This window comes from Streptomyces sp. NPDC047880 (genome assembly GCF_040706515.1).
Classification (GTDB): Bacteria; Actinomycetota; Actinomycetes; order Streptomycetales; family Streptomycetaceae; genus Streptomyces.
The window spans coordinates 45477-69984 of record NZ_JBEZOK010000022.1; the positions used below are offsets into that span (position 1 = coordinate 45477).

Annotated in this window: 20 protein-coding genes and 1 pseudogene; 12 read left to right on the forward strand and 9 right to left on the reverse strand. The window is 70.9% G+C overall.

Translation table 11 applies throughout. The features are described from left to right. Positions 1–11: 11 nt before the first annotated feature. Positions 12–1052: a YafY family protein gene (locus AB0937_RS28055; RefSeq protein ID WP_366715305.1), complete on the forward strand. Its 1041-nt coding sequence runs from the start codon at positions 12–14 to the stop codon at positions 1050–1052. Here AB0937_RS28055 and ctaD read toward each other — a convergent pair. Then, a pseudogene (ctaD, locus tag AB0937_RS28060) lies at positions 961–2622 on the reverse strand (cytochrome c oxidase subunit I); the annotation flags it as partial. The gene AB0937_RS28055 and the pseudogene ctaD overlap by 92 nt on opposite strands. Before the next feature lie 484 nt (positions 2623–3106). Here ctaD and AB0937_RS28065 point away from each other — a divergent pair. Then, positions 3107–3322, forward strand: a complete 216-nt coding sequence (locus tag AB0937_RS28065; protein ID WP_351642292.1) for an I78 family peptidase inhibitor — start codon at positions 3107–3109, stop codon at positions 3320–3322. A 72-nt stretch (positions 3323–3394) separates the two neighbouring features. Here AB0937_RS28065 and AB0937_RS28070 read toward each other — a convergent pair whose 3' ends face one another. Both AB0937_RS28070 and AB0937_RS28075 read right to left on the reverse strand, forming a co-directional pair. Beyond that, entirely contained in the window at positions 3395–4390 is a 996-nt protein-coding gene (locus AB0937_RS28070; protein ID WP_366715307.1) for a phosphatase PAP2 family protein, read from the reverse strand. Between the two features lie 227 nt (positions 4391–4617). After that, positions 4618–5805, reverse strand: a complete 1188-nt coding sequence (locus tag AB0937_RS28075) for a hypothetical protein (protein WP_366715309.1) — start codon at positions 5803–5805, stop codon at positions 4618–4620. Between the two features lie 264 nt (positions 5806–6069). On the opposite strand from AB0937_RS28075, the gene AB0937_RS28080 reads away from it, so the two are divergent. Together AB0937_RS28080 and AB0937_RS28085 are read left to right on the forward strand one after the other, a co-directional pair. Then, on the forward strand, positions 6070–7671 hold the full coding sequence (locus tag AB0937_RS28080) for an MFS transporter (RefSeq protein ID WP_366715311.1): 1602 nt from the start codon (positions 6070–6072) through the stop codon (positions 7669–7671). Positions 7672–7782: 111 nt separating this feature from the next. Then, a complete protein-coding gene (locus AB0937_RS28085) occupies positions 7783–8973 on the forward strand; it encodes an acyl-CoA dehydrogenase family protein (protein ID WP_366715313.1) in 1191 nt (396 codons plus the stop codon). A 49-nt stretch (positions 8974–9022) separates the two neighbouring features. On the opposite strand, the gene AB0937_RS28090 is transcribed toward AB0937_RS28085, so the two are convergent. Continuing rightward, positions 9023–9463 carry a cell division protein SepF gene (locus tag AB0937_RS28090; RefSeq protein WP_053672325.1) on the reverse strand — a complete coding sequence of 147 codons (441 nt, stop codon included), beginning with the start codon at positions 9461–9463 and terminating at the stop codon, positions 9023–9025. Between the two features lie 288 nt (positions 9464–9751). Here AB0937_RS28090 and AB0937_RS28095 point away from each other — a divergent pair, with 288 nt between their 5' ends. The 3 genes from AB0937_RS28095 to AB0937_RS28105 all read left to right on the forward strand — a co-directional run bounded on the left by AB0937_RS28095 (position 9752) and on the right by AB0937_RS28105 (position 13821). Next, the gene (locus AB0937_RS28095) at positions 9752–11032 is read left to right on the forward strand and encodes a DUF5685 family protein (RefSeq protein ID WP_366715316.1); all 1281 of its coding nucleotides are present in this window, start codon (positions 9752–9754) and stop codon (positions 11030–11032) included. Positions 11033–11425: 393 nt separating this feature from the next. Then, on the forward strand, positions 11426–12331 hold the full coding sequence (locus tag AB0937_RS28100) for a S1 family peptidase (RefSeq protein WP_366715318.1): 906 nt from the start codon (positions 11426–11428) through the stop codon (positions 12329–12331). Between the two features lie 407 nt (positions 12332–12738). Next, positions 12739–13821, forward strand: a complete 1083-nt coding sequence (locus AB0937_RS28105) for a S1 family peptidase (protein WP_366715320.1) — start codon at positions 12739–12741, stop codon at positions 13819–13821. 144 nt (positions 13822–13965) lie between these two features. Here the strand turns inward: AB0937_RS28105 and AB0937_RS28110 are convergent, their stop codons facing one another. Both AB0937_RS28110 and AB0937_RS28115 read right to left on the reverse strand, forming a co-directional pair. After that, positions 13966–14979: a DUF3533 domain-containing protein gene (locus AB0937_RS28110; protein WP_366715322.1), complete on the reverse strand. Its 1014-nt coding sequence runs from the start codon at positions 14977–14979 to the stop codon at positions 13966–13968. Positions 14980–15072: 93 nt separating this feature from the next. After that, positions 15073–15900: an MOSC N-terminal beta barrel domain-containing protein gene (locus AB0937_RS28115; RefSeq protein WP_366715323.1), complete on the reverse strand. Its 828-nt coding sequence runs from the start codon at positions 15898–15900 to the stop codon at positions 15073–15075. A gap of 274 nt (positions 15901–16174) precedes the next feature. Here AB0937_RS28115 and AB0937_RS28120 point away from each other — a divergent pair, with 274 nt between their 5' ends. Then, positions 16175–19639 carry a DNA polymerase III subunit alpha gene (locus AB0937_RS28120; protein ID WP_366715325.1) on the forward strand — a complete coding sequence of 1155 codons (3465 nt, stop codon included), beginning with the start codon at positions 16175–16177 and terminating at the stop codon, positions 19637–19639. Further along, complete coding sequence (locus AB0937_RS28125; RefSeq protein ID WP_366715327.1) at positions 19636–20619, forward strand: hypothetical protein; 984 nt, start codon at positions 19636–19638, stop codon at positions 20617–20619. Before AB0937_RS28120 ends, AB0937_RS28125 begins: the two co-directional genes overlap by 4 nt. A gap of 15 nt (positions 20620–20634) precedes the next feature. Here AB0937_RS28125 and AB0937_RS28130 read toward each other — a convergent pair whose 3' ends face one another. After that, positions 20635–21009, reverse strand: coding sequence for a cupin domain-containing protein (locus tag AB0937_RS28130; protein ID WP_366715329.1), 375 nt, complete (start codon positions 21007–21009; stop codon positions 20635–20637). Between the two features lie 79 nt (positions 21010–21088). Between AB0937_RS28130 and AB0937_RS28135 the strand changes: the two genes are divergently transcribed. Both AB0937_RS28135 and AB0937_RS28140 read left to right on the forward strand, forming a co-directional pair. Continuing rightward, the gene (locus AB0937_RS28135; RefSeq protein ID WP_366715331.1) at positions 21089–21535 is read left to right on the forward strand and encodes a MarR family transcriptional regulator; all 447 of its coding nucleotides are present in this window, start codon (positions 21089–21091) and stop codon (positions 21533–21535) included. 171 nt (positions 21536–21706) lie between these two features. Next, positions 21707–22567, forward strand: coding sequence for an alpha/beta fold hydrolase (locus AB0937_RS28140; RefSeq protein WP_366715332.1), 861 nt, complete (start codon positions 21707–21709; stop codon positions 22565–22567). A 111-nt stretch (positions 22568–22678) separates the two neighbouring features. Here the strand turns inward: AB0937_RS28140 and AB0937_RS28145 are convergent, their stop codons facing one another. Then, positions 22679–23677 (reverse strand): lytic polysaccharide monooxygenase, encoded by a 999-nt coding sequence (locus AB0937_RS28145; protein ID WP_366715334.1) that lies wholly within the window; start codon positions 23675–23677, stop codon positions 22679–22681. A 182-nt stretch (positions 23678–23859) separates the two neighbouring features. Between AB0937_RS28145 and AB0937_RS28150 the strand changes: the two genes are divergently transcribed. After that, on the forward strand, positions 23860–24309 hold the full coding sequence (locus tag AB0937_RS28150; protein WP_366715336.1) for a GNAT family N-acetyltransferase: 450 nt from the start codon (positions 23860–23862) through the stop codon (positions 24307–24309). A 30-nt stretch (positions 24310–24339) separates the two neighbouring features. Here AB0937_RS28150 and AB0937_RS28155 read toward each other — a convergent pair whose 3' ends face one another. After that, positions 24340–24474, reverse strand: coding sequence for a hypothetical protein (locus AB0937_RS28155; RefSeq protein ID WP_268839330.1), 135 nt, complete (start codon positions 24472–24474; stop codon positions 24340–24342). Positions 24475–24508: the final 34 nt, after the last annotated feature.

Genomic DNA, 24508 nt, shown 5'->3' on the forward strand with positions numbered 1-24508 from the left:
GACTCGCCCCCATGTTGGAGACCTCGGCCCGTCTGCTGCGTCTGCTGTCCCTGCTCCAGGCCCACCGCGAGTGGTCCGGCGCCGACCTGGCCGGCCGGCTCGGCATCAGCGCCCGCACCCTGCGCCGGGACGTCGACCGGCTGCGTGAGCTCGGCTACCCGGTCAACGCCAGCCCCGGCACCGGCGGCGGTTACCAGCTGGGCGCCGGCGCCGAACTGCCGCCGCTCCTCCTGGACGACGACGAGGCCGTCGCCGTGGCGGTCGGACTGCGCACCGCCGCCGGGCAGGGCATCGACGGCATCGGGGAGACCTCCGTGCGGGCCCTCGCCAAACTGGAACAGGTGCTCCCGAACCGGCTGCGCCGCCGTGTGGGCGCCCTGAACGCCTTCACCGTGCCGATGCTGCGCAGCACACTGCCCTCCTCGGTCGACCCGGCCGTCCTCACCGAACTCGCCCATCTGTGCCGGGACGCCGAGCGGCTGCGCTTCGAGTACCGCGGCCACGACGGCGCGCTGTCCCGCCGCACCGTCGAACCGCACCGGCTGGTGTGCACCGAACGCCGCTGGTACCTGGTCGCCTGGGACCTCGACCGGGACGACTGGCGCACCTTCCGCGTGGACCGCGTCACTCCCAGGCCGCCGCACGGCCCGCGCTTCACTCCCCGCGAGCCGCCCGCCGAGGACCTCGCCGCCTACGTCGCGCAGGGCGTCTCCACGCGCGCGTACGCCACTCACGCCGTCGTACGGCTCCTGGTCCCCCTGGAGGAGGCCGCCGAGCACATCTCGCCCTCGGCCGGGGTGCTGGAGGCCGAGGGCCCGGACACCTGCCTGCTGCGCTGCGGCGCCGGCAGCCTCGACGTGATGGTCATCCACGTCGTCATGCTGGGCTTCGAGTTCGAGGTGCTGGAACCGGTCGGGCTGGTCGAGGCGATCAGGCGGACCCGGGATCGGCTTGATGGCGCTCTGGCTCGGGCTGCGACGTCACCGCCGCGTACTCCGGATGGTGCAGGTCGAACGCCGGGGACTCGGAGCGGATCCGCGGCAACGTCGTGAAGTTGTGCCGCGGGGGCGGACACGAGGTCGCCCACTCCAGGGAGCGGCCGTAGCCCCAGGGGTCGTCGACCTCGACCTTCTCGCCGTACTTCGCGGTCTTCCACACGTTGTAGAGGAACGGCAGCGTCGACATGCCGAGCAGGAACGCGCCGATGCTCGACACGGTGTTGAGCGCCGTGAACCCGTCCGCCGCGAGGTAGTCCGCGTAGCGGCGGGGCATGCCCTCGGCGCCCAGCCAGTGCTGCACCAGGAACGTGGTGTGGAAGCCGACGAACAGCGTCCAGAACTGGATCTTGCCGAGCCGTTCGTCGAGCATCTTCCCGGTGAACTTCGGCCACCAGAAGTAGAAGCCGGCGAAGATCGCGAAGACGACGGTGCCGAAGACGACGTAATGGAAGTGCGCGACCACGAAGTACGAGTCCGTCACGTGGAAGTCCATCGGCGGCGACGCCAGGATCACCCCGGTCAGGCCGCCGAACAAGAACGTCACCAGGAAGCCCGTCGCCCACAGCATCGGCGTCTCGAACGACAGCGAGCCCTTGAGCATGGTGCCGGCCCAGTTGAAGAACTTCACCCCCGTCGGCACCGCGATCAGGAAGCTCATGAAGGAGAAGAACGGCAGCAGCACCGCACCCGTGGCGAACATGTGGTGCGCCCACACGATCATCGACAGGCCGGTGATCGCCATCGTCGCGCCGACCAGCGTCAGATAGCCGAACAGCGGTTTGCGGCTGAAGACCGGGATGATCTCCGTGATGATGCCGAAGAACGGCAGCGCGATGATGTACACCTCGGGATGGCCGAAGAACCAGAACAGGTGCTGCCACAGGATCGCGCCGCCGTTGGCCGCGTCGAAGACCTGCGCGCCGAAGCGCCGGTCCGCCTCCAGCACCAGCAGCGCCGCCGCCAGCACCGGGAACGCCATCAGGATCAGGATCGACGTGAACAGGGTGTTCCACACGAAGATCGGCATCCGGAACATCGTCATGCCCGGGGCGCGCATCCCGATGATCGTGGTGATGAAGTTGACCGCGCCGAGGATCGTGCCGAAGCCCGCGAGGGCGAGCCCCATGATCCACAGGTCGGGTCCGAGGCCCGGCGACCGCTCCGCGCTGTTGAGCGGGGCGTAGGCGAACCAGCCGAAGTCGGCCGGCCCTGAGGGCACGAGCAGCGAGCCGAGCACGATCAGCCCGCCGAACAGGAACAGCCAGTACGAGAACATGTTCAGCCGCGGGAAGGCGACGTCGGGCGCGCCGATCTGCAGCGGCATCAGCTCGTTGGCGAAGCCCGCGAAGCTCGGCGTCGCGAACAGCAGCAGCATGATCGTGCCGTGCATCGTGAACGCCTGGTTGAACTGCTCGTTGTCGATGATCTGCAGGCCCGGACGGGCGAGCTCGGCGCGCATCAGCAGCGCCATCACCCCGGCGATCAGGAAGAACACGAACGAGGTGACCAGGTAGAGGTGGCCGATCTTCTTGTGGTCCGTCGTCGTGAGCCAGTCGACCACCACGCGCCCGTGCCGTGTGCGCGGCTCGTGCGGCGCCGCCGCCTGTACGGTCTGCGTCCCCATCGCTCGCTCGCCCCTTCGCTCATCGCGTACCGGGCCCGCCGCAGCCCGCGCCTCACGTACCCGCGAGCTCACACCATGATGCTCGCGTCACCACAGGCTCCGACAGGGGGCGAACCGGCCTCCGGGTGCAGAAGCCATGCATTTCCCGTACCGCGCCGACTTCACCGGGCGGGCCCGGCAGGGGAAAGGAACTGAGCTCAGAAGGCACTTCTGCCGGAACTTTCCGCCGGGCTTTTCCATCAGCTCATGTGACACGCGGGAATTACGGCCGAATGCCCGCGGAAGGCGTACGGAACCGCTCGTTCGTGTGACGGACAGCCCCCGAAACTCCTGTCGTGATCCTGTGACAGAAGCGTGACGGGAGGCGGACGGTGACCGGTCGCCATCCGGGCTTCAGCGGTCCCGCGTCCGGGCTTGCGGGGTCGCCGTGGCCGGTCGTCGGCCCGGGCTTCCGCGGTCGCCGGGCAGGACATAGCGTGGCGGCATGGCACCGACTCCGACACCTTCCGCGGAACCCGACGACAGCCCGGACACCTATGTCGGCCTGGAGGCCGGCCAGGCCGAACGCCTCGCGCGTGAGCGCGGCTGGCCGACGGTGCGCGCACTGCCACCGGGGGCGATCATCACGATGGAGTACCGCGTGGGCCGGCTGAACTTCGAGGTCAAGGGCGGCCGGGTGGCGCGGGCCTGGAAGGGCTGAGACCCGCCGAAGGCCCCGGTTCCGCTTCGGGACCGGGGCCTTCGGCGTGCCGGGTGAGGGGCACCGCCCTGGTCAGCCGCCCGTCACGGGCCGGGCCGATGGCGTCGAACCGCGCGGGTGGCGCTCGGGGTGCGGCGGCCGGCGGCTGCCGGCCGGGGTGACCGGCGAGCGCTCCGAGCGGGCGGTGTGCGGGCCGGGAGCCAGATGGACCGGCGCCCGCGACGCGCGGGCCGCGACGTCCTCGCGGTCGGCCGGCAAGGGCGTGACCACCACGGGCGGCGCGCCGGCCGGCACGGCCGAGGTGCGGCGCCTGCGGGCCCGGACACGGTCGCGCAGATCGAAGAGGGCGTCCTCACAGCGGGCGATGAGGGGCTCGAACCACGGCAGGCCGAGCAGGATCAGCAGGCCCGCGGTCCAGCCGAGGAGCACATCGCTCAGCCAGTGCGTGCCGAGGTAGACGGTGGCCATGCCGACGCCGAGCGAGGTCACAGCGGACACGGCGGACAGCCAGCGCTGGGCTCTCGCCCCGGAGGCCAGGTAAGCCAGGATTCCCCAGGTCACCACGGCATTGGCGGTGTGACCGCTCGGAAATATATCGCCGCCGAGCCACATCTCGTTGGAGCCGATGAAGGTCGCGTAGTGCGGCCCCAGGCGGCCCATGCCGTACTTGGCGGCGCCGACCGTGATGTTCAGCAGCAGCAGCGAGACGCCGAGCGCGAGCAGCGGGCGCAGGGTGTGCTGCCGCCAGGAGCGCCAGCCCAGCCAGGCCGCGACCATGACCGCGGTGGGGCCGCGCTGGCCGAGGACCACGTAGTAGTCGACGAACCAGTGGATCTCCGACCACTGCTGGTACGGGCGGAAGAACATGACCTGCCAGTCGAGCCGCACCAGCCAGGACGTGATCACCACGGCCCACACGATCGCGCCGTAGAAGGCCAGGGTCGCCGCGAAGAGCACGATGCGGTGCCTGCTCATCTTCGGCACATCGATGTGGGCCGGTCGTTCCGGCTCACGGTCCAGCCGGGCGAACACCCGGTCCAGACGGGTGAGCTTCGGTTCGGTACGCACCCAATCGACGTTACAGCGAGTGAGCTCGGATCCCGGGCGAATCAACGGCTTTGTGATGACGATGTGATGTGGGATTCCTCTCAGGAGGGCGTTTATTTCCAGCGAATCTGCAATCGTCGGCCGCTGTGGCCTTCAATTCCTTTGATCATTCCGGATGGGGGTTTTATTGCGCTTTTGAATTCGTTCACCGGGGGATGGTGCGGAATTCCCCCGGTGCTCACAGCGGGTCAGGGCGGACCGGAACCGTTCAGCCAGAACGCCCCGTACACCGCCGAGGCCACCGCGACGGACCCCAGCACCGCCGCTGACCTGCGCGGACGCGCCTCGGCCAGGGCCACGGCGAGGGGCAGCAGCAGCGGGAAGGCGGGCAGCAGCAGACGCGGTTTCGAGCCGAAGTAGCTCGACGCGCACAGCGCGAGCGCGGTCACGACGCCGGTGTAGACGAGCAACGGAAGCGGCTGGCGCCGACGTAGTCCGGTCACGTACAGCCAGACGACTGACGCGACCCCGAGGATCAGCCCCACACCGGCCAGTGCCGCGGGGAACGACATGAACTTCTCGGCGACGAACCGGCCGAACGCGTAGCCGCCGTCGAAGCCGTTGCGCCATCCGGCCTGGACGTCCAGATAGCCCAGCGGGCCCTTGCCGGTGCGGTGACCGACCCACAGCACGTACCCGGCGGCGCCGAGGGGGGCCAGGACCACGCCCAGAACGCGCCGGGCCTGGGTCGTGCGGCCGGCCGGGGTGCCCGGGGAGTCGGCATCGGCCGCGCGTCGGTCCCGTACGAAGGAGACCGCCGCCGCCGTCCACACCGCCGCCACCACGGCGAGCCCCACCGGACGGGTCAGTCCCGCGAGCAGGGCCAGCGCGCCCGCCGTCACCCACCGGCCGGTCAGTACCGCGTACAGCGACCAGGCCGCCAGCGCAGTGAACAGGGACTCGCTGTACGCCATCGACTGCACGATCCCGACCGGCAGGACGGCCCACAGCAGCACCGCGCACACGCCCGCCCGGCTGCCGTACACATGGTCCGCCACCGCGAAGATCCCCCACGCCGCCGCGAACGAGGCCACCAGACTGACGAGGAACCCCCCGTCCGCGTACGACAGCGGCGACACCGCCGCCACGAGCCGCTCCAGCCAGGGCAGCAGCGGGAAGAACGCCAGGTTCGAGTGCACGTCCCCGTTCGCCAGCCGCACCTCGTAGCCGTAACCGAGCTCGGCGACCCTGACGTACCAGAGCGCGTCCCAGCGGGCGGTCAGCAGCGTGTACGCGCTCTTGTCCCGCGCCGCGCTCCAGAGGAACAGCGCCAGCAGGCCCAGGGCGCGGACGGCCGCGTACCCGGCGAGCGCCGGGGCCGCCCGGCGCAGCGCCCCGGCGCGGGACGGGGCCGCGCGCGTCTCGAGATCGGTCACGCGCCCGATTATCGACCGGGGCCGGAACCGCCCGGCCGGCCGGGGCGTGGACGACAACGGAGAGAGTGGCGTACGCCACATCCTTCCGCCGGAGGTCTGAGAGGTCCGCCACTGGCCTTGGCCCGGGACTCGCGTACGCTGACGTGTCACTCGCTTTTCGTTTGCGCGGGCCGGAGGCCTTCCGCTCCTCTCCGGCCGAGTCGCGGGGGCGTCCCCCACCCCGTGAGCCCGCCGATCGCGAGGGAACATCTGGGAGGTACGTACATGTCCGGGACGACCACGGCCGCCGCTGCGCTGCGCCGTCGGACGGCCGGGGCCGGTGCCAACCGCTGGGTGGTCCTCGTCGTCCTCTGCGTCAGCCTGCTGCTGGTCGCCGTCGACGCCACCGTGCTGCACGTGGCGGTCCCCGCCGTCACCGAGGACCTCAAGCCCGGCGGGATAGAGCTGCTCTGGATCGTCGACGTCTACCCGCTGGTCTGCGCCTCGCTGCTGATCCTTTTCGGCACGCTGGGTGACCGCATCGGCCGCCGCAGAGTCCTGCTCCTCGGGTACGCGCTGTTCGGCGTCGCCTCCGGACTCGCGGCCCTGGCCGACAGCGCCCAGCTGCTGATCGTGGCGCGGGCGCTGCTCGGGGTGGGCGGCGCGATGATCATGCCCGCGACCCTGTCGATCCTGCGGCAGGTCTTCCCGGACCGGCGCGAGCGGGCGCTCGCGATCGGCATCTGGAGCGCCGTGGCCGCGGTGGGCGCGGCGGTGGGCCCGCTGCTCGGCGGCTTCCTGCTGGAGCACTTCTGGTGGGGCTCGGTGTTCCTCGTCAACATCCCGCTGATGCTGGTCAGCCTCCCCGTGGGACGCGTGCTGCTGCCCGAGTCGAAGGGCGACGGCAAGGGCCCATGGGACGTGGTCGGCGCGCTGATGGCTGCGGCCGGGCTGTTCGGTGTCGTGCTCGGAGTGAAGCGGCTCGGCAGCGGTGAGTCCCTGGGCAGCCTGCTCACGGTGCCGTCCTTGGTGGTCGGCGCCGCGCTGCTGGCCGGGTTCGTACGGCGGCAGCGGCGGCGGACGCATCCGCTGGTGGACCTCAAGATGTTCGCGCGGCCGGCGTTCAGCACGTCCGTCGGGTGCATCGTGCTGGCGATGCTCGCGCTGGTCGGTCTGGAACTGATCGCGGCGCAGTACCTGCAGCTGGTGCTGGGGCTGTCGCCGCTGGAGACCGGGCTGCGGCTGCTGCCGCTGACGTTCGCGGCGATGGCGGCCGGGCTGGCCGGGGCGCGGATGCTGCGGCGGTTCGGGCCGCGGCGGATGGTGTGCGCCGGGTTCTGCCTCACGGCGTTCGCGGTGGTGCTGCTGACCGCGCTGGGACGGACGGACGACTGCGCGCTGATGCTGAGCGGGTTCGTGCTGCTCGGCTTCGGGCTGGAGACGACGCTGTTCGGGGCGTACGAGTCGATGCTGAGCGAGGCGCCGCAGGAGCAGGCCGGTGGGGCGGCGGCGATCGGGGAGACGTCGTACCAGCTCGGGGCGGGGATCGGGATCGCGCTGCTCGGCACGGTGATGAACGCGGCGTACGCGCCCGGGCTGTCGGGCGTGCCCGGGGTCCCGGCGTCGGCATCCGCGTCCGCGGGGCATTCGCTGGGGGAGGCGTACGAGGTCGCCGCGCAGCTCGGCGGGTCGGCCGGTGCGGCTCTCCGGCATGCCGCCCGGGACTCGTTCGTGCACGGCCTGCATGTGACGCTGCTGGTGAGTGCGGGGTTGCTGCTCCTGGGGGCGGCGATGGCGCTGCGGCTGCCGCGGGTGATGCAGTGTGAGCCGGAGCAGGTGGAGCTGCCCGCTCCCAGGGACGCGGCGGACTCACGCGTTTCGGTGTGAGGACCCTTCGTGTTCCCCCATTGTGGGCGGTGATGGGTGGTGCGCGGGCGGGCTGACGTCGTAGCGTCTTGATTAGCACTGCTAGTTAAAGAGCTTCGGAGGGTGTCGATCATGTCCGGTTCATCCAAGCTGCCCGCTTTCGACCCCACCGATCCCCTCGGCCTCGACGACCTGCTGGAGCCGGAGGACCTGGGCATCAGGGACACCGTGCGGGCCTGGGCCGCGGACCGGGTGCTGCCCTACGTCGCCGACTGGTACGAGAAGGGTGAGCTGCCCGGGATCCGCGAGCTGGCCAGGGAGCTGGGCGGCATCGGAGCCCTCGGCATGTCCCTGGAGGGCTACGGATGCGCCGGCGCGTCCGCCGTGCAGTACGGGCTGGCCTGCCTGGAGCTGGAGGCCGCCGACTCCGGTATCCGTTCCCTCGTCTCCGTGCAGGGCTCCCTCGCCATGTACGCCATCCACCGCTTCGGCAGCGAGGAGCAGAAGCAGCATTGGCTGCCCCGCATGGCCTCCGGCGAGGTCATCGGCTGCTTCGGGCTCACCGAGCCCGACCACGGATCCGACCCCGCCTCCATGCGGACGTACGCCAAGCGCGACGGCTCCGACTGGATCCTCAACGGCCGCAAGATGTGGATCACCAACGGGTCGGTCGCCGGTGTCGCCGTCGTCTGGGCGCAGACCGACGAAGGGATCCGCGGGTTCGCGGTGCCCACCGGCAGCGGCGGGTTCTCCGCTCCCGAGATCAAGCACAAGTGGTCCCTGCGGGCCTCCGTCACCAGCGAGCTCGTGCTCGACGACGTGCGGCTGCCCGCTGACGCCGTCCTGCCGGACGTCACCGGTCTGCGCGGACCCCTCAGCTGTCTGTCCCACGCCCGGTACGGGATCGTCTGGGGCGCCATGGGTGCGGCCCGCAGCAGTTTCGAGGCCGCGGTCGACTACGCGAAGTCACGGGAGCAGTTCGGCCGGCCCATCGGCGGCTTCCAGCTCACCCAGGCCAAACTCGCCGACATGGCGGTCGAACTGCACAAGGGGATTCTGCTCGCCCATCATCTGGGGCGGCGTATGGATGCCGGCCGCCTGCGTCCCGAGCAGGTCAGCTTCGGCAAGCTCAACAACGTACGGGAGGCGATCGAGATCTGCCGTACGGCCCGGACCATTCTCGGCGCCAACGGGATCTCGCTCGAATATCCCGTGATGCGGCACGCGACCAATCTCGAGTCGGTGCTCACCTACGAGGGCACCGTCGAGATGCACCAGCTCGTGCTGGGCAAGGCGCTCACCGGACTCGACGCCTTCCGGTAGACCGGTCCGGTGACCCCGCGCGGAGGCAGGGCCGGTGAGCGGCCCTGCCTCAGCTCTGGTTGAAGAAACCGTCCGTACGGTGCCCGGCCGGGTCGCCGTTGACGATCTCCGTGTGGGCCGGGGTCAGCAGGAACACCCGGGTCGACACTCTCTCGATCGAGCCGCGCAGGCCGAAGATCAGCCCGGCCGCGAAGTCGACCACGCGCTTGGCGTCGGAGGCCTCCATGGCCGTGAGGTTCATGATGACCGGCACGCCCTCGCGGAACAGCTCGCCGATGGCGCGCGCGTCCCGGAAGCTGTCCGGTGTCACCGTGCCGATCCGGCGGCCCTTCTCCTCGGCGACGTCCGAGGCCACCTTGACGCGCGGATCGGTGACCCAGGCCTCTCCGGGCTCGTTCCCGTCGGAGTAGTCGTCGTCGTCGTAGTAACGCTCGTCTTCGTTGTCGTCGACGAGGCCAAGCCAGGCACTTGCCTTGCGTACCGATCCCATGGACGCCTCCTCTCACAGCGGTCTTTCTGCTTTCCGCATCCCTATGGTCGTCCATGATGCGGATGGCGCGCCAAGTGGATAGACGCCGCACGGGGGGTTTGTGACGGTACTGGTGCACAGCGAATCCGTCGAGAGTCCGTGTGTCCCAAGGGTCGTTTCCCAAACGGCTGCTGACTGTGAGTGAAATATGATTCTTCTCGGCGTACGGGTGACGGGCGGAGCGTACGGGTGAATGCGGGCCGATACGATGCCGCAGCTCAACGTCGTTACGAGGTTCGGGGGAGCGTTGTGTTCGGAATCGTCAGGCCCTGCAGGCACCGGCTCGGGGAGAAGCTCGCGAGCCAGTGGATGGCGCATTTGTGCGGGCTCTGCCTCGCGCTGCGCGGCGATCACGGGCAGTTCGCCCGTGTCGTCACGAATTACGACGGGCTGCTCATCTCGGTTCTGACGGAGGCTCAGGCCGGGCGCGACGCGACCGGCCGGCGTACGGCCGGACCCTGCCCGCTGCGCGGCATGCGCACCGCCTCCGTCGCACACGGCGAGGGAGCCCGGCTCGCGGCGGCCGTTTCCCTGGTTCTGGCCTCCGCGAAGGTGCGCGACCACCTCACCGACGGTGACGGGCTGTTGGCCCGCAAGCCGGTGGCCCGGGCCGCGCGCCGGGTCGCCGCGAGCTGGGACACGGCAGGTGCCCGGAGCGGCACCGCTGTGGGATTCGACACCTCCCTGCTGGTCGACGCGGTGGACCGGCAGGCCGGGATCGAGGCACTCGCCGGGCCCGGGACACCGATCCTGGCGGTCACCGAACCGACCGAGACCGCGACCGCCGCGGCCTTCGCGCACACGGCCGTGCTCGCGGGCCGGCCGGGCAACGCCGGGCCGCTCGCCGAGGCCGGCCGGCTCTTCGGGCGCCTCGCCCACCTGCTGGACGCCGTGGAGGACCGGCACGCTGACGTCACGTCAGGTGCCTGGAACCCGATCACCGCGACCGGCACCTCCCTCGCGGAAGCCCGGCGGCTCGCCGACGATGCGGTGCACGGGGTGCGCCTCGCGCTGCGCGACGCGGAGTTCGCCGACGAGCAGCTCGTGCATCTGCTGCTCGTGCACGAACTGCGGCGCTCGGTGGACCGGGCGTTCGGCACGGTGCCGGTGTGCGCTTCCCATCTGGGCGGCGGCCCTCAGGGCCAGGTGCCGGGACAGGGGCCGGGTCCGCAGGGGCAGCAGCCGCAAGGGCCCTACGGTTCCCCGCAGCACCCGTACGCGGGCGGTGGCGGAAATCCGTACGCCGGTGGGGGAGGCGCGTACGCCGGTGGAGGAGGCGCGTACGGCGGTGGGGGTGGCGCGTACGGCGGTGGAGGCTTCGACGGGGGCGGGTTCGGCGCGCCGGTGCCCCAGCCGCCGCGCAGGCGTGGGTTCTGGGCCGGCTGCGGGATGTTCTGGCTCCTGTGCTGCACCTGCCAGTTGTGCTGCGCCAAGGAGTACGAGGGGCCGTGGTCCCGCAAGAAGCGCGAGGGCGTCTGCCGGGACTGCGACTGCGACGGGTGCGACTGCTGCTGCCCCTGCGACGGCTGACCCGCTCGCGTGAGGACCGGCCCGACTCATCCGGACGGTCGACTTCCGGACATGGCCGACCCGGGTCGCGCGAGCGTGGCTGGTCGTGCTGGTGCGTGAAGGGGCGTGGGGCGTGCGGGCCTCCGCCCCGGCGTCCACCATGCGCCGGGCGTTCCGTGGTCCCTTCGCGCCGCCTGGGGCCGAAAAGCGCCCGTGGGGCGACTTCGTAAAGATCCATCAAAGGTTGAAGTCCGAAAGGCACTCTTGCGCCGACCGGCCGTTCGGCCGAATACTCCCCCTCAGCGCTTGTCAGGGGCACGGCGTGTTCGGAATCCGGACGGCTGGTCCCAGGCTGCGCCTCACGGGCCCGAAACCCCACGAGGGCCCCCGACTTCCTTTGTGGAGGAACGAAAAGTGAGGATCAAGCGCACCACCCCCCGCAGTGGCATTTCGAGACGGACCCGGCTGATCGCCGTTTCCACCGGCCTCGTTGCCGCCGCAGCGATCGCGATCCCCAGCGCGAACGCCTCCGACACCCCCACCACCTTCAGCGCCGCCGAGCTCAAGAGCGCCAGCGGCTCGCTGCTGAAGGCCGACATCCCGGGCACCGCCTGGGCCGTCGACAGCAAGACCAACCGCGTGCTGCTGACCGTGGACAGCACGGTCACGCAGGCCGAGCTGGCGAAGATCAAGCAGCAGGCCGGCGCCAACGCCGACGCGCTCACGATCAAGCGCACCCCCGGCAAGTTCAGCAAGCTGATCCAGGGCGGCGACGCCATCTATGCGAGTAGCTGGCGCTGCTCCCTCGGCTTCAACGTCCAGAACAGCAGCGGTCAGCAGTTCTTCCTGACCGCCGGTCACTGCACCGACGGCGCGGGTACCTGGTACTCCAACTCGGGCCGCACCACGGTCATCGGCTCGACCGCCGGCTCCAGCTTCCCGGGCAACGACTACGGCCTCGTGCGCTACAGCGGGTCCGTCAGCCGTCCCGGCACCGCGAACGGCGTGGACATCACGCGCGCGGCCACCCCGAGCGTGGGCACCACCGTCATCCGCGACGGCTCCACGACCGGTACGCACAGCGGCCGTGTCACCGCCCTCAACGCCACCGTCAACTACGGCGGCGGTGACATCGTCTCCGGCCTGATCCAGACCACCGTCTGCGCCGAGCCCGGTGACTCCGGCGGTTCGCTCTACGGCAGCAACGGCACGGCGTACGGTCTGACCTCGGGCGGCAGCGGCAACTGCTCCTCCGGCGGTACGACCTTCTTCCAGCCCGTCACGGAGGCCCTGAGCGCCTACGGCCTCAGCGTCTACTAGGCCCCCGGCGGCAGTTCGCAGCACTTCGAAGCCCCCGCACGTGTCGTGCGGGGGCTTCCGCGTGCGCAGGGGCGGGCTCTCCGCGTTGCGCGGGGGCTTCGTGTTGTCCGTGGGCTTCCCTCTCAACCGGCTTTGGGATGGGCGAGATTCAGCCACTGCCAGACGTCACAGAGTGGGCACACATTACTCACGCGTAATGTTTGCACTGTGAACGCAAGGGAGTTGGGTCCGATTTGATCGCGGACGGTCAAAATGAGGGGCGCGCGAAGCGCTGTCTACGCGCGTCTCGAACTCACTCTTGTGTGCCCCCCTGCGGCCTCGGAATAGTGGGCGCTCGTCAACGAAGCCTTCCGGCTCGTGGGGGTCCCCACAACCTCCCGTGCCGACCCCCCACAGGAGGACGAAAGTTGAAGCACCGACGCATACCCAAGCGGCGTGCAGCCGTGGCAGGTGCGGGCATCGCCGCGCTGGTCGCCGCGGGGGTGACGTTCCAGACCGCGAACGCCAGTGAGACCCCTGAGGCGTCCGCACCCCGGACCCTGTCGCTCACAGCGGCCGGAAAGCTCGCCTCGTCGCTGGCCGAGGACCTGGGTGGCGACGCGGCCGGGACGTACTACGACACCAAGAGCAAGAGCCTCACGGTGAACGTGCTCGACGAGAGTGCCGCGCAGGCCGTGGAGAAGGCGGGCGCCAAGGCGAGAGTCGTGGCGAACTCGCTCGCCGAACTCAAGAGTGCCCGCAGCACACTGAAGCAGGACGCGACGATCCCGGGTACCGCCTGGGTGACGGACCCGACGACGAACAAGGTCGTCGTGACCGCCGACCGCACGGTCTCGAAGGCCGAGTGGGCGACGCTGACGAAGGTCGTGGACGGGCTCGGAGCGAAGGCCGAACTCAAGCGGTCCAAGGGCGAGTACAAGCCCTTCATCGCCGGTGGCGACGCGATCACCGGTGGCAGCGGGCGCTGCTCGCTGGGCTTCAACGTGGTCAAGGGCGGCGAGCCGTTCTTCCTGACCGCCGGTCACTGCACCGAGGGCATCTCCACGTGGTCGGACTCCAGCGGCAAGGAGATCGGCACCAACGCGGACTCGCAGTTCCCGGAGAACGACTACGGGTTGGTCAAGTACACCGCGGAGGTCGACCACCCGAGCGAGGTGAACCTGTACAACGGGTCCACCCAGAAGATCTCGGGCGCCGCGGAGGCGACCGTCGGCATGGCGGTCACCCGGAGCGGGTCGACCACGCAGGTGCACGACGGCAAGGTCACGGGGCTGGACGCCACCGTGAACTACGGCAACGGCGACATCGTGAACGGGCTGATCCAGACCGACGTGTGCGCGGAGCCGGGGGACAGCGGCGGATCGCTGTTCGCCGGGGACAAGGCGGTCGGGCTCACGTCCGGCGGCAGCGGTGACTGCACCTCGGGCGGGGAGACGTTCTTCCAGCCGGTGACCGAGGCGCTGTCGGCTACCGGGACGCAGATCGGCTGACGCGGTGAGTGTGCGGAGTCCCGCCCCTTGTGCGAGGGGCGGGGCTTTCGCGTGTGTGCGGCCACGAGTGAGCGGGGGTGCGTGCCTTCGCCTTTCGCAGGGTGCGGGTCGGGGGTGCCGTACGCGAGTGCGGGCCAGCTGTGGTTACGGCCTCGGGGGTGTCCGTCTGCGTAGGGCGGCTGCCGCCAGGGTGATCGCGGCTCCTGCCACCGCCCAGGCCGACAGGACCAGGAGGGGGCCGGTCATCGCGTTGTCGTCGAAGTAGGCGATGGAGCGCGTCGACCATGTGCCCGCGCCCGGGGGCAGGGCCGGGCCGATCGCCTTCCAGAAGGGTGGGAGGAGAGGTGGGGGCAGGGCGCCGCCCGCGCTGGGGTTGCCGAGGATGACCACCAGCAGGATGACCAGGCCGATGCCGATCGTGCCGAAGACGCCCTGGAGGGCGAGGGTGGCCGCGCCCACGGCGAAGATGATCAGGGTGCCCAGGCCCCAGAGGGCCGCGGTGCTGCCCGGCAGGGCGTCCAGCACGGGGCCGGTGATGAGGGCTCCGCCGAGGCCGCCGATGATCGCGACCAGGGCCATGACCGCCAGGCGGATCGCGGCGCGGGTGGGGTTGGAGGGTTTCGCCCCGGCGCTGATGGCGAGGGCCGCGGCGCCCAGGTAACCGCCGACGCACCAGCCGATCACCAGGTAGAAGGACGAGAGCCCGTTGGGGTCGTGGGGCGCGGCCGGGATCACGTCGACCGTCCGGATGGTGCGCCGCTCGGACTTCTCCAGGGTGGTGACCAGGGCCGTCAGCGTGGTGGAGAGGATCCTGCCGCCGCCCGAGGCGACCAGGAGGGTGTCGGTGCCGCCTCTGGGGTCGATGATCAGCGCAGCGTCGATGTCGCGCTGGGCGAGCCGGGTCCGGGCCGCTGCCTCGTTCGGCAGCGCGCGGGGATCCAGGGGAGCGCCGGGGAGCTGCTCAAGACGGCTGACCGCCTGGCCGGCCGCGGCCTGTGGGGCGACCACGCCGAAGGGCACGTCCTTGGGTTTCGGGTCGTGCAGCGCTCCCACGTACGAGGCGATGAACAGCAGCTGGAGCGCGATCACGCCGACGATGAGCAGGACGGCCCGCGGGGTGACGGCGTCTCTCATCTCGGCCGGGAACGAGCGGTGCATGCCTCCACGGTCGGGGAGTGTGCGGTGTTTCCGCAGGTGGGGTGGGTCGAACGGGTGTCGCGCACGTATTCGACGAGTCTCGTGTGCTGCCGTTCATCGCAAGGAGATCTGGTCCCCTGTCCGGACCTGACCGGGCTGCAGTACATGCGCGTACGCGCCGGCGCACGGTTGCGGGGCCAGGGAGTCCAAAGGGGTGACCCGGTTGTTGTCCGCCAGGACGCGGAGGACGGACGGGTCTCGTCGGAGACGGCCGTGGGGGAGTGTGGGAACCACGCACCGGGGGGTGCGGGCGATGACGCGCACGGTGACTTCGACTCCGATGCGCAGAACGCGCCCGACCCAGTCGTTCTCCACGAACCCCGTCCGCTCGCTGTCGATGAGGATGTTCGGCCGGTATCGCGGCGGCCCGGCGGCGCCGGGAGAAGCGAGCAGGGCGAGGGCGTCGAGCGTGGACGTCGTGAGCAGATGCAGCGGCGCGAAGTCGAAGAACGTCCCGGGGGGAGCTTCCCGGCCCGGACGGCCGGTCGTGACCTCCGACTCGGCGTCCAGGCCGGCGCGGAGCACTTCCTGCGGATCCGAACGCTCCAGTTCCGCCTCGGGCGGCGCGGTGCGCGCGAGGGTGACGGGGCGGCCGACCAGTTCCGAGAGGAGGTCATCGACGCGGGGGTCCGTGGACCAAAAGGTCCTGCCGTCCGGCGCGGTCATCGCGACGGCATCACCCCGGACCTCGGCCGTCATGGTCAGCAGTACCCGCCACAGCCGGGGGTACTTCACGCTGGCCACCTTGCCCGTGCGCCGGTCGACCAGGCCGTAGCCGCGATCGCGGGAGAGGCCGCGTGCGCCGACGTGCACGTCGGACACGTCCTGCCCGAGCATCGATTTCACGGGGTAGCGACGCAGCATGCCCACACGTCCGAGCATGTGTCGCCACCTCCTTGCCGGCGGAATCCCGCGCTGGGCCGTCACTCGTTCGGGATCGTTGCATTCCCGCCATGCCTCCCCCGCAACATTTCATTGCCGTGAAGTGGGCGGATATCTCGCCGCCGGCCTTTCGTCGTCACGTTCCGTGACACGGATGGCACCCCTCTCTCGAATCGCATAAACGTTCGATGCTGGTCTAGGGTGGTGTCATCACCCCGGAGGGGCCGGAGTGGCAACGTGGAGACAGGGGGCAGGCAGTGGCGAGGTGGTCCGGATGCGCGGTTTTACGCATCTGCACGCCGTCTCCGGGTTCTCCCTGCGGTACGGCGCCTCGCACCCCGAGCAGCTTGTGGAGCGGACCGTCGAGCGGGGGATGGACGCGGTCGCCCTGACCGACCGGGACACCCTCGGCGGGGCCGTCCGGTTCGCCAAGGCCGCAGGTCAGGCCGGTGTCCGACCGCTGTTCGGAGTGGATCTCGCGGTGCAGGCGCCTCCCGAGGCGGCTGGACGCACGGAGCGGCGACGCACACCGGCCCGCGGCGGCGCCTTCGTCGACGAGTCGGCCCAGCGCGTGGTTTTCCTTGCCCGGGACGGGGCCCGAGGCTGGAGCGAGCTGTGCCGGCTGGTGAGCGCGGCGCATGCGGACACCGCCGGAGACCGGCGCCCCCTGCTGCCCTGGGAGGCCCTCGGCGGGGACCACCTCACCGTGCTGCTCGGCCCCGCCTCGGACGTCGGCCGTGCCCTGGCCGCCGGGCGGCCGGACCGCGCCGCCCAGCTGCTCGCGCCCTGGCGGGAGCGGTTCGAGGACGCGGCGCTGCGCGTCGAGGTCGTCTGCCACGGCCGCAGCGGTACGGGCACCGGTTCGCTCCGGCTCGCGGCCCGTGCCCTCGGCTTCGCCGCGGACCAGAGGATCACACCCGTCCTGAGCAACGCCGTGCGCTATGCCGACCCCGGCCAGGGCCCGGTCGCGGACGTCCTGGACTCCGCGCGCCGCCTGGTGCCGATCGATCCGCGCGGTGAGCGCGACTGCGGCGAGCGGTGGCTGAAGCCGGCGGCGGACATGGCCCGTATCGCCGGGCAGGTCGCCGAAGCCGCCGGATACCGCGCGGACACCGCCCGCCGGCTGCTCGAGGTCACCGAGGAGACCGCCGCCGCATGCCGTGTCGACCCCGAGGACGGCCTGGGGCTCGGCCGTGTGCACTTCCCCGAGCCGGAACTCGTCGGCGGTCACCGTCGCACCCCCGAGCGGGTGCTGCGTTCGAAGTGTGCCGCCGCGATGGTGCTGCGCGGCTACGATCGTGACCGCCGCCGCTGGGCGCGGCTCGAGGACGAACTGCGCCTGATCGAGAAACTCGGATACGCCTCGTACTTCCTCACCGTCGCCCAGGTCGTCGCCGACACCCGCGACCTCGGCATCCGGGTCGCCGCCCGCGGCTCCGGCGCGGGTTCCCTGGTCAATCATCTCCTCGGGATCGCCACCGCCGACCCCGTGGAACACGGTCTGCTCATGGAGCGTTTCCTGTCCGACCGGCGGACGGAGCTGCCCGACATCGACATCGACGTGGAATCCGCCCGGCGTCTGGAGGTCTACCGGGCGATCATCGGCCGCTTCGGCCCGGAACGGGTGGCCACCGTGTCCATGCCGGAGACCTACCGGGTGCGGCATGCCGTACGCGATGTCGGCCTCGCCCTCGGTCTGGCTCCAGCCGACGTGGACAGGCTTGCAAAATCGTTTCCTCACATTCGGGCCCGGGATGCCAGGGCCGCCCTGCAGGAACTGCCGGAACTGCGCGGCATCGATCCGGAGTCGTACGGTCCGCAGATGTGGGACCTGGTCGAGGCTCTGGACGCGCTCCCGCGCGGCATCGCCATGCACCCGTGCGGTGTCCTGCTCTCCGACGCGACGCTGCTGCACCGCACCCCGGTCATGCCGACCAGCGGCGAGGGCTTCCCCATGTCCCAGTTCGACAAGGAGGACGTGGAGGATCTCGGGCTGCTCAAGCTCGACGTGCTCGGCGTACGCATGCAGTCCGCCATGGCGCACGCCGTCGCCGAGGTCGAACGGGCCACCGGCCATCGCATCGACCTGGACGACGCAGCCCAGGTGCCGCCGGACGACCCGAAGACGTTCCAGCTGATCAAGTCCTCGCAGACCCTGGGGTGTTTCCAGACCGAGTCGCCCGGCCAGCGCGACCTCATCGCCCGGTTGCAGCCCGAGACCTTCCACGATCTCGTCGTCGACATCTCGTTGTTCAGGCCGGGACCTGTCGCGGCCAACATGGTCGATCCGTTCATCAAGTCCCGGCACGGGCGCCAGGCCCCCCGCTGCCCCCACCCCGACCTGGAGCCCGCGCTGCGGGAGACGTACGGCGTGGTGGTCTTCCACGAACAGATCATCCGGATCCTGTCGGTCATGACCGGCTGCACCCCGGCCTTCGGCGACTACACGCGGCGGGCGCTGTCCAACGCCGACCAGGTCGGACGAGTACGGGCGTGGTTCGCGCAGGAGGCCCGCGGGCGGGGGTACGAGGAGGAGGTCGTCGAGCGGACCTGGGAGATCGTCGAGGCGTTCGGGGCGTACGGCTTCTGCAAGGCGCACGCGGTGGCCTTCGCGGTGCCCTCGTACCAGTCGGCGTGGCTGAAGACCCATCATCCGGCCGCCTTCTACGCGGGACTCCTCACGCACGACCCGGGGATGTACCCGAAGCGGCTGTTGCTCGCGGACGCCCGGCGGCGGGGTGTGCCGATCCTGCCGCTGGATGTGAATGCGTCGGATGCCGCCTATCGAATCGAACTGGTGTCTGATGCGAAGGGGGGTCGGCCTGTTCACGGGATCCGGCTCGCTCTGTGTGACGTGCGCGGGATGAGCGAGAGCGAGGCGGCGCGCATCGCGGCAGGGCGCCACTACAGCTCGCTCCAGGACTTCGCCTCTCGGGCCCGGCCCTCCCGGCCCGTCGCCGAACGCCTCGCGCAGGTCGGTGCGCTGGACGCCTTCGGCCGCAACCGCCGCGACCTGCTCCTGCACCTCGCCGAGCTGCACCGCGGTGGGCGGAGCTCTGCGCGGGGCCAGTTGACGCTGGGGGAGGCCGGTGGGGCCCACGGCACGGTCGCCCCCGCCGGTCTGCCCGACCTGAACGATGCCGAGCGGCTCGGAGCCGAGCTCGGGGTGCTCGGCATGGACGCCTCCCGCCACCTCATGGGTGATCACCGGGAGTTGCTGGAAGAGCTCGGCGTCATCTCCGCGAAGCGGCTGCAAGACCTGCCGCACGGTCAGGTGGTGCTGGTCGCAGGGGCGAAGGGAGCCGTTCAGACCCCGCCGGTCCGCTCCGGCAAGCGCGTCATCTTCACCACGCTCGACGACGCGACAGGCCTGGTGGACTGCGCGTTCTTCGAGGACAGCCACGAGGCCTGCGCGCACACCGTCTTCCATTCCTGGCTGCTGCTCGTGCGCGGAGTGGTGCAGCGCCGGGGAGGGGGCAGCGGAAAGGCGCTGTCGGTGACCGGCTCCGCCGCCTGGGACCTCACCGAACTGGCCGAGCTGCGCCGCGAGGGTGGCCTGTCGACGGTGACGGAACGCCTCACCCGAGCCGATGCGTCACCGGGCAGAGCCGCGGACAGCCGGAGCCTCCGGCTGGAGACCGGTTACGCACTGCATCCCTGGGCGGATCTGCAGCCGCCCGGCGAGTCCGTCAAACAGAGCCGCAAGCTGTGGCACCAGAGTCCCGGGAGCGCAGGGTGAACATCCTTTACATCCACTTCCACGACCTGTCGGACGAGCAGCTCTACGGCCGTCTTCTCGCCCTGCTGGCCGAGTACACCCCCCTGGTGCAGGCACTGCCCCCGGATGCCGCGCTGGCCGATGTCTCCGGCAGCCTGCGCTACTTCGGCACGGACGCCACGGCGCTGGCCGAGCGCATCCGAGCGCGCACGGGCGGGCTGTACGGGCTCCGTTCGACGGTCGGTGTCGCGGCGAACCCGCTGCTCGCCCGCATGGTCGCCGCCGGCGGCCCGCCCTCGGCGGTCCGCACCCTGCCCGACGACGTCGGCGCGGTCGCCGCCTTCCTCGCGGAGAAACCCTCCGCCGCCCTGCAGGGCGTGGGACCGGCGACGGCCCGCACCCTGTCCTCGTACGGCCTGGACAGTGTCGGCAGGATCGCCGCCGCACCACTCGGTACGCTGCAGCGCATCCTGGGCGCCACCGCCGGACGCCGGCTCCATGACGCGGCCCGCGGACTCGACCCGACACCGGTGGTTCCCTCGGCCCCGCCCCGCTCGATGAGCGTCGAACACCGCTTCGCCCAGGACGAGCTGGACCGGGACCGGCAGCGCGCCGCCCTGCTCGCCCTCACCGACCGCCTCGGTCTAAGGCTGCGCGGCGAGTCCCAGGTGGCCTGCGCCCTCACCCTCACCATCCGCTACGCGGACCGCTCCACGACCACCCGCACCCGCACGCTGCACGAGCCCACCGCCCACACCCGTTCTCTGACGGCACTCGCCTACGGCCTCCACGACCGGCTCGCTCTGCAGCGGGCCCGCGTCCGTACGGTCTCTCTGCGGGCGGAGAACCTGATCGCCGCCGAACGGGCCTCCCGCCAGCTGCTCTTCGAGCCGGCCGACGAGAAGGCGCGCCGCGTCGAGGCCGCCGCCGATCGCGCCCGGGACCGGTTCGGCGCCGAGGTGGTGCGGCCGGCGGGAGCGGTGACGTTCCATGTCGCCTGACCGGACGTCCTGACGTCAGTTGGCCCACGGCGGCACGATGCGGGTGCCGTCGGCCAGCCGCGCCTCCAGGCCGATCGAGGTGGTGACCCAGGAGTGCGCGGTCCGGCCGGTCGGGTTCTCGACGGTCAGGGTGGCGCCGGGATTGATGATCACCGTGTCGCCGGCCGCGATCCGCTCGGTGCGGCCGTCGAGGGTGATCAGCAGCTCGCCGTCGAGCAGGTGGAAGATCTCCTCCCGGCTGACCGTGTGCGCGGGTGCCTTGAGGCCGGCCGGGATCTCGCCGCGCCAGGCGCACAGCTCCTTGCTGCCGCTGCGGGGAGTGGCGTACGAGACGAAACGGGCGCCGTGGATCTCGTGGATGACGGCTTCGGACGATCGGACGACGGGCATGAGGCCTCCAAGTGGTCAAGCTGCTTGACCATATAGTCAAGCAGCTTGACCATCGCGTCAAGGGTGTTTCAATGCCCGTGTGCAGAACTCCGAGGCCATGGCCCTGTCCGCCGCCCTGCTCGCCGTCGCCGGCGGGCTCACGCAACGCATCAACGAGGGTGTGATCGCCCGCGGTTTCGAAGGGGTGCGGCCCGCGCACGGCTTCGCCTTCACCCGGCTCGCCCCGGACGGTGCCACAGTCACCGACCTCGCCGTCCATCTCGGGGTGACCAAGCAGGCCGCGAGCCAGCTCGTCGACGAGATGGTGCGCAAGGGGTACGCCGAGCGGCGGCCGCATCCCCGGGACGCGCGGGCGCGGCTGGTCGTGATGACCGAGCGAGGGTGGAGCTGCACGCGGGCCGCGGAGGAGGTGGCCGCGGAAGCGGTGCGGGAGTGGACGGACCTGCTGGGGGAGCGGGAAGTGCGGACGCTGGCGGAGCAGTTGCTGCGGATCGCCCCGCGTGGGCCCATACGGCCCGCCTGGTGAAGGGGCGTCAGTCTGCGCTCCGGGAGCCGGTTGCCCCCGCAAGTTTTTACTGACGCGTAACTTCCCAGTTTGGCTACTCGCCCGTAACTTGACGAATGAACAGCATCCCGTGATCCGGATCACAGGGCCCCGTGCCGTCGCACCTCCCCCGATCCGCAAGGAGATCACCCGATGCTGCCCTGGAAACGCGTGCTCGGACCCCTCGCCGCGCTGCTCCTCACCGCCGCCGCCGTCACCGTCCCCGCCACCACCGCCCAGGCCGCCGGTGCCCCGGGCTCCGGCTGGAACGACTACTCCTGCAAGCCGTCCGCCGCCCACCCCCGCCCCGTCGTCCTGGTCCACGGCACCCTGGGGAACTCCGTCGACAACTGGCTGGGCCTCGCCCCCTACCTGAAGGTCCGCGGCTACTGCGTCTTCTCCCTCGACTACGGCCAACTCGAAGGAGTCCCCTTCTTCCACGGCCTCGGACCCGTCGAAAAGTCCGCCGGACAGCTGAAGGACTTCGTGGACAAGGTGCTCGCGGCCACCGGCGCCGCCGAGACCGACGTCGTCGGACACTCGCAGGGCGGCATGATGCCCCGCTACTACCTCAAGTTCCTCGGCGGAGCCGACCAGGTGCACGCCCTGGTCGGCATCGCGCCCAGCAACCACGGCACCGACCTGAACGGCTTCACCGAGCTGCTGCCCTACTTCCCGGGTGCGGCGGACCTGCTCTCGAAGAACACCCCCGCCCTCGCCGACCAGGTCACCGGCTCCGCCTTCCTCACCAGACTGAACGCGGGCGGCGACACCGTGCCCGGCGTGCGCTACACCGTCATCGCGACCCGGTACGACGAGGTGGTCACGCCGTGGCGCAGCCAGTACCTGAGCGGGCCGGACGTGCGCAACGTCCTGCTCCAGGACCTGTGCCCCGTCGACCTGTCCGAGCACGTGGCCGCCGGGCTGCTCGACCGGGTCGTCTTCCACGAGGTGGCCAACGCCCTCGATCCGGGGCGCGCCACACCCACCACCTGTCTGTCGGCCTTCGAATGACACGTGTCACCCGTTGGCGTGTCGCTCGTTGACACGTGTCAGGGAAACGTTTCGGGGCCTGTCCGGCCTGAGCCGCCGGACAGGCCCCGAGTCATGGGGCGGTGGTGGGGGTCAGCGGCCGTGCCGGCCGCCGCTCACCGCCCGGCGCCGGGCCGAGAGGAACAGGGCCGAGGCGCCCAGTGCCAGTGCCGCCGCGCCGCCGATCGCGACGTACGGGGTGGTGCCGTCCCCGCCGGTCTCGGCGAGGTTCTCCGTACCACCGGCCGCCTTCGGCCGGTTGGGCGCGGGTGCGGCCGCCTTCGGCCGGTCCGGCGTGGTCTTCTTCTCGGGGGCCGCGGCCGGTGCCGCCGAGGTGCGGGGGTCGTTGTCGCCGTGCCCGTGGTGCTCGATGGTCGACTTGGCGTTGCCGTCCTTGATCTGCTTCTCGCTGGGAGCCGAGGCGGACGGGGCAGGAGCCGCGGCGCCGCCCGCCGCGCCGCCGAAGCGTACGTCCGAGCAGGAGTAGAACGCCTCCGGGCTGTCCGACCGCTGCCAGACCGCGTACAGCAGGTGCTTGCCGGACCGCTTGGGCAGCTTGCCGGAGAAGGTGTAGAAACCGCCGGCGGCGGCCGGGTCGGTGGACGTCGCGACCGGCTTCGCGAGATCCAGGTCCTTCCAGGCGAGCGGCTTGGCCGGGTTGTAGCCGGGCTTGGTGATGTACACCTTGAACGTGCCCTTGTGCGGGGCGGTCACGCGGTACTTGAAGGTGTGCGGGCCGCTGCGGACGCCGGTCGCGGGCCAGTCCGCGCGGGGGAGGTCGAGCCCCTTGAACTCCGCGTTGTTGGCGCTGCAGAGTTTGCCGTCCGGTATGAGCTGGCGGTGCCGGCCGCCCGCGTCGCCGATGCGGATGCCGTTCCAGTCGTAGAGGGCCTGGGTGCCGCCCGCCGCGACCGCCGCCTTGCAGGCGGCCGACTTCGGGCTCTCGGGGCCCTCGGCGTAGCACTGCGAGACCCGGCTGACCGGGTCGCCCATCGAACCGTGCGCGGCGGCCGGGGCGGCGGTCAGCGCGGTCAGGGCGAGCGGGAGGCCGCCGAGGGCGGTGACGGCGGCGGCCGTGCGGCGTGCGGGCATGCGGGAACTCCTCGAAACGGTGCATGGGGTAGATCCGGGCCCGAGTGGGGCCGAATCCCGTGGGGTGGTTCGAAGTTAGCCCCGGAGAACCGTGAAATCGCCTGCTGGGAGCGGGTGGAGGAGATCCTTATGGCCCGCTTAAGGGAGTGTTCGGACTGGCATCAGGTAGGTACCGTCACGGCATGGCAGACGAGGAGATCCGGCCGGCCCGGGCCGCCGACGTACCGGTCGTCGCGGAGGTGGTCGACGCGGCCTTCCGCCCCTACGTCGAGCGCATCGGGCGGGTGCCCCGGCCCATGGAGGAGGACCACGCTGCGAACGTGGCCGCGGGCAAGGTGTTCGTGACGGGCGATCCCGTGACCGGGCTCGTGGTGATCGAGGCGTTCGACGACCACCTCTTCCTCGACACCATCGCCGTCCACCCCGCCGCGCACGGCCGGGGAGTGGGGCGGCGACTGCTCCGGTTCGTCGACGCGCACGCGCGGACGCTCGGCCTGCCCGAGATCAGGCTCTGCACGAACGCCCTGATGTGGGAGAACCAGCAGATCTATCCGAAGTACGGCTACGAACGCGTGGAACGCCGCGTGGACGGGCCCTACGACCGCGTCCACTACCTCAAGCGGCTGCTCTGAGCGTTGCGTCTCATGACCGGCACCGGCCGCTCAGGCGTCCGGCCACCAGGTGCGTGCGATGTCCTTGCGGACCTCCGGGCGCCCGGCGGGGCGCTCGTCGGCCTCCTCGAGGACCCGGCGGACATCGGACTTCTTCAGGGGCTTCTGCACGGTCACACGGCGCATGGCTGCCTCCTTAAGGGTCTACCGGGTTCCGCGT

Coding starts and splice junctions, on each gene's coding strand:
- AB0937_RS28120 (WP_366715325.1), top strand. CDS start 16,175: ATGCGCGGTTTTACGCATCTGCACGCCGTCTCCGGGTTCTCCCTGCGG.
- AB0937_RS28085 (WP_366715313.1), top strand. CDS start 7,783: ATGTCCGGTTCATCCAAGCTGCCCGCTTTCGACCCCACCGATCCCCTC.
- AB0937_RS28150 (WP_366715336.1), top strand. CDS start 23,860: ATGGCAGACGAGGAGATCCGGCCGGCCCGGGCCGCCGACGTACCGGTC.
- AB0937_RS28055 (WP_366715305.1), top strand. CDS start 12: ATGTTGGAGACCTCGGCCCGTCTGCTGCGTCTGCTGTCCCTGCTCCAG.
- AB0937_RS28140 (WP_366715332.1), top strand. CDS start 21,707: ATGCTGCCCTGGAAACGCGTGCTCGGACCCCTCGCCGCGCTGCTCCTC.
- AB0937_RS28065 (WP_351642292.1), top strand. CDS start 3,107: ATGGCACCGACTCCGACACCTTCCGCGGAACCCGACGACAGCCCGGAC.
- AB0937_RS28115 (WP_366715323.1), bottom strand. CDS start 15,900: ATGCTCGGACGTGTGGGCATGCTGCGTCGCTACCCCGTGAAATCGATG.
- AB0937_RS28155 (WP_268839330.1), bottom strand. CDS start 24,474: ATGCGCCGTGTGACCGTGCAGAAGCCCCTGAAGAAGTCCGATGTCCGC.
- AB0937_RS28130 (WP_366715329.1), bottom strand. CDS start 21,009: ATGCCCGTCGTCCGATCGTCCGAAGCCGTCATCCACGAGATCCACGGC.
- AB0937_RS28090 (WP_053672325.1), bottom strand. CDS start 9,463: ATGGGATCGGTACGCAAGGCAAGTGCCTGGCTTGGCCTCGTCGACGAC.
- AB0937_RS28110 (WP_366715322.1), bottom strand. CDS start 14,979: ATGCACCGCTCGTTCCCGGCCGAGATGAGAGACGCCGTCACCCCGCGG.
- AB0937_RS28080 (WP_366715311.1), top strand. CDS start 6,070: ATGTCCGGGACGACCACGGCCGCCGCTGCGCTGCGCCGTCGGACGGCC.
- AB0937_RS28145 (WP_366715334.1), bottom strand. CDS start 23,677: ATGCCCGCACGCCGCACGGCCGCCGCCGTCACCGCCCTCGGCGGCCTC.